The organism is Achromobacter semiaridum (genome assembly GCF_053543755.1).
Map to the genome: position 1 here is coordinate 27446 of NZ_JBLVOL010000046.1, position 4356 is coordinate 31801.

Below are 4356 nucleotides of genomic sequence, written 5' to 3' on the forward strand. Positions count from 1 at the left end.
CCCCCCCGCGCCGCCTTCCAGTTCCATGCGCAGTTCATAGACGTTGGCCAGTTGCTCGCGATTGACGGCGATGCCGCTCGACACCTGGAACCCCTGCCCGCCGGTACGCGATACGACGGTGCTGCCCGACCCCTGGCGGCTTTGGATCAGGCCCTGCGCCCGCAGCCGTTCGGTGACTTCGCGGATCACGGCGGCGCTGACGCCGTATTGGTCCGCCAGCACGCGGCCGGGCGGCAGCTTGGCGCCAACAGGATGCACGCCGTCGGCGATATCCGTGGCGATCTGCTGGGCGACTTGTTCAGTCAGGGTGAGGCTTTTGGTGAGCATCGGCCGATTATAGACAACCTTTCAGGTTATCTGATAACTTTTGGCCGCGGGCAGGATAGCGGCGCGCGATGCCGGGCTGCCGGTGCGGCCAGGGCTGCTGCGGCTCTTGCCCGCCCTCAGGCTGCCGCCGTCGCGCTGTCGTCGCCGGCTACGGTGGCTTCGCTCATCGGCGTCACCCCGCCGTCGACTTCGCAGCAGCGCCCCCCCCTGGCTTTGGCGCGGTACAGCGCGGCGTCGGCGCAATCCAGCACCGCCTGCGGGTTGCGATTGCCGGCCGAAATGATCGAAATGCCGATCGACATCCCCACAATCACCCGCGTACCGTCCGCCAGCGCAATGGGCTGCAAGGCGTCCAGCAGCAGATGTTCGCCCAGCCGCAACGCCGCCGTGGCGTCGATGCCAGTCACCAGCACGATGAATTCATCCCCGCCGATCCGGGCCGCTACGTCGTCCACCCGCAGCATGGCGCGCATGCGCCGGGCGATCGTGGTCAACACCAGGTCGCCCGCGGCATGCCCGTAGGTGTCGTTGATGCGCTTGAAGTCGTCCATGTCCATGTAGAGCAGCGCCGCGTCGCTGTCGTGCCCGCGCGCGCTGGCGCAGACGCGCTCCAGGGCCACTTGAAGGCCGGTGCGGTTGGCCAGCCCGGTCAGCGCGTCTTCATTGGCGCGGCGTTCGCTGGCGCGTTCGGCCAGCATGGTGGACACCAGGATGCGGTTCAGCCGATGTGATGCGATGGTCATGCTGACCAGGTAGAACGGAATCTGGATAAAGACGATGGCCGTAACGATTTCGCCCGTGAACAAAGCGCCCAGGCACATCGGGCCCAGGCTCAGGAAGATCATGGCGGCTACCAGCCGGGGCGCGCCATAGTTGCGAAAGCAGATGCCGCCCGCCATCGCGCCGCAAGATATGCCCGCCAGCGTTGCGGCCAGCCAGTCGCCGTTGATGAAGGTGATGAAGACGCCATAGCCCACGCTGAACGCCCACAGCAGCGCCAGCAGAATGTAGAGGTCGGTATGGGTGTTGCCGCCCTTGGGCGCGGCGCGCAAGGCCGCGCGCAGGATCGTGACGCGCACGATGGCCAGCACCACTTCCAGCAGCAGCCAGGATACGTACAGGGGTTCGGGCCGCCGCCAGGTCACCACGCCCGAAATCATCAGGGTGTTGATGACGCCGCCGGCAAAGATGGGCAGCGTGCCGAACAGGCTGGCGATCAGCGCGGCGCGGATGTCCGCGGGCGTATCCGGCCCGGAATGGGTAAGCCAGCGCGTCAGGCGCCACTTGGGCAAGCTGAACTTCAGTCCTGTTTCCACGCCGTCACGTCCACATTGCCGCCTTTGATTTCGGTAGGCTGGCTGGCGTTATAGCAGGTATTTCAGGCCTTTAATATTGTCCGCAAGGGCAATAAGGGCACACCGGACCGCGGAATTCGCGTTGCGAAAAAGCCCGTTTCAGCGCCCGCGATGGCCGCAAACGGCGCATTCCGGGTCCCGCTGTACGTTGACGCTGCGCCATTGCATGGTGCGCACATCCAGCCAAAGCAGCCGACCCGACAGGCTTTCGCCTACGCCGGACAGCAGCTTCAGGGCTTCGGCGGCCTGCATGCTGCCGATGATGCCCACCACCGGGGCAAAGACGCCCATGGTGGCGCAGTTGGCTTCCTCGACGTCGTCGGCTTCCGGGAACAGGCAGTGGTAGCACGGCGCGTTGTCGTCGCGCAGGTCGTACACGCTGACCTGCCCGTCAAAGCGGATGGCGGCGCCCGACACCAGCGGCTTGCGATGCTGCACGCAAGCGCGGTTGATAGCGTGGCGGGTGGTGAAGTTGTCGGTGCAGTCCAGCACCAGGTCCGCCGCGGCAACGGCGTCGGACAACGCATCGCCTTGCAGCCGTTCGACCCGGGCGTGCACCCGCGCCTGCGGGTTGAAGGCGGCCAGCATGTCGCGCCCCGACTCGGCCGTGTGACGGCCGACGCTGGAGGTGGTGTGCAGAATCTGGCGTTGCAGATTGCTGAGCTCGACGGTGTCGTCGTCAGCAAGCGTGATGTCGCCTACGCCGGCAGTCGCCAGGTAGAGCGCGGCGGGTGAACCGAGTCCACCCGCCCCCACGATGAGCACACGCGCCGCCAGCAGTTTTTCCTGCCCTTCGATACCCAGCTCGTCCAGCAGGATGTGGCGGGCGTAGCGCAGCAGTTGCTCGTCGTTCATTTGTCCTTGTTGGGCTCGACTCCGGTCGGCGTGATCTTCATGCGCGTGGGAGTGCCGCCACCGGCCTTGGCATCAGCCTTGGCCTGGGCGCGCGCCGAACCCTTCTGCACCGGCTTGCCGGCCAGCACGTTCAGCGCTTGTTGCAGTTGGAAGTCGTCCTTGCCGCCGAATTCAAACACCTTCGTCGGCACGTCCACGTTGTCTTGCGCCGAGTTGGACTTCACCTCGTTGGCGGTCTCGGGGTTGGACAGGTGGCGTTGCAGGTCGGCTTCGCGCGGCAGGCGGAACAGGTCGCCGTCGGCTGTGTCGGCAACAACGTAGTCGGGTTCGATACCGGTGGCCTGGATGGAACGGCCGCTGGGCGTGAAGTAGCGCGAGGTCGTCAGCTTGACGGCGGTGGATTCGGACAGCGGCAGGATGACCTGCACCGAACCCTTGCCGAACGTGCGATTGCCCAGCACCTTGGCGCGCTTGTGGTCTTGCAGCGCACCGGCCACGATTTCCGAAGCCGAAGCCGAACCGACGTTGACCAGCACCACCATCGGAACCGTCTTGGTCCAGGCCGGCAAGCCGGACAGGTAGTTGCTTTCACCGCGAGCGTATTCCGACGGCGTGGCCAGATACTTGTGGCGAGCGTCAGGCGTACGGCCGTCGGTGGACACCACCAGGGCATCCGGCGGCAGGAACGCGCCCGACACGCCGATGGCGCTGGTCAGCAAGCCGCCCGGATCGTTGCGCAGGTCCAGCACCAGGCCCTTGGGGGCTTCTTTTGCGCCCAGTTCCTTCAGTTGCCTGGCCAGGTCGGAACCGGTCTTTTCCTGGAATTGGGCAACGCGGACGTAGCCGATGCCGTTGTCCAGCATCTTGCTGCGCACGCTGCGAACCTTGATGACGTCGCGAACGATCTTCAGCACGATGGGCTGGGGACGGTCGGCGCGCATGATGGTCAGCGTGATGGGCGACTTGGGCGCGCCACGCATGAGCTTGACCGCATCGTTCAGGGTCATGCCCTTGGTGGGCGTGTCGTCGATCTTGATGATGAGGTCACCGGCCATCACGCCGGCGCGCGCGGCGGGCGTATCTTCGATGGGCGAGATGACCTTGACGAAGCCGTCTTCCGCGCCGACTTCGATACCCAGGCCGCCAAACTCGCCTTGGGTCGCCGTCTGCATTTCACGGAACGCGTCGGCATCCAGATAGGCCGAATGCGGGTCAAGGTTTGAAACCATGCCCGAGATCGCGTTGTCGATCAGGGTCTTGTCATCGACCGCTTCGACATAGTTGTTCTTGATGGCCGCGAAAACATTGCTCAGTTGCCTGAGCTCGTCCAAGGGCAAAGGGCTGCCGCGCTGGGCAACTGCCGTCACCCCTACGCTAAGCAATACGCCAGCCACCGCACCGATGGCAATCAGACCGAAACCGCGAAACTTGCGAGTGCCCATGCACACTTCCCGAATTTTGTTTTCGCCGATGGGGGTTTGGTAATTTACCAACGACTTGTACCTACCAACCTACTGGGCCAGCCACTGGGCCGGGTCCACAGGAGCGCCACGATGGCGAATTTCAAAGTATAGGCCGGATTCCACTTGGCCGCCGGTTGCCCCTACCGTAGCAATAGTATCGCCACCTGTCACCGAATCCCCCACCCGTTTGAGCAGACTTTGGTTGTAAGCATAGACCGTCAGGTATTGCTGCCCGTGATCCACAATGATGAGGTTGCCGAAACCGCGCAGCCATTCGGCGTAGACCACCGTGCCCGGCGCCACCACTTTGACCGGTGTGCCCTCGGGCGCGCGCAGCACCACACCGCGCCAGACGC

At 64.7% G+C, this 4356-nt stretch carries 5 protein-coding genes; all 5 read right to left on the reverse strand.

Features of this window, described 5'->3' with window-relative positions; translation table 11 throughout:
* Positions 1-327, reverse strand: a 327-nt coding sequence (locus ACNPP0_RS13865) for a FadR/GntR family transcriptional regulator (RefSeq protein WP_448706205.1), incomplete at its 3' end; no start/stop codon positions are given.
* Positions 328-443: 116 nt separating this feature from the next.
* A complete protein-coding gene (locus ACNPP0_RS13870) occupies positions 444-1643 on the reverse strand; it encodes a GGDEF domain-containing protein (RefSeq protein ID WP_332609778.1) in 1200 nt (399 codons plus the stop codon).
* Positions 1644-1781: 138 nt separating this feature from the next.
* On the reverse strand, positions 1782-2537 hold the full coding sequence (locus ACNPP0_RS13875) for a HesA/MoeB/ThiF family protein (RefSeq protein WP_448706207.1): 756 nt from the start codon (positions 2535-2537) through the stop codon (positions 1782-1784).
* Complete coding sequence (gene ctpA, locus ACNPP0_RS13880; RefSeq protein WP_332609777.1) at positions 2534-3979, reverse strand: carboxyl-terminal processing protease CtpA; 1446 nt, start codon at positions 3977-3979, stop codon at positions 2534-2536. Before ctpA ends, ACNPP0_RS13875 begins: the two co-directional genes overlap by 4 nt.
* Positions 3980-4048: 69 nt before the next feature.
* Positions 4049-4356, reverse strand: a 308-nt coding sequence (locus tag ACNPP0_RS13885; RefSeq protein ID WP_448706208.1) for a murein hydrolase activator EnvC family protein, incomplete at its 5' end; no start/stop codon positions are given.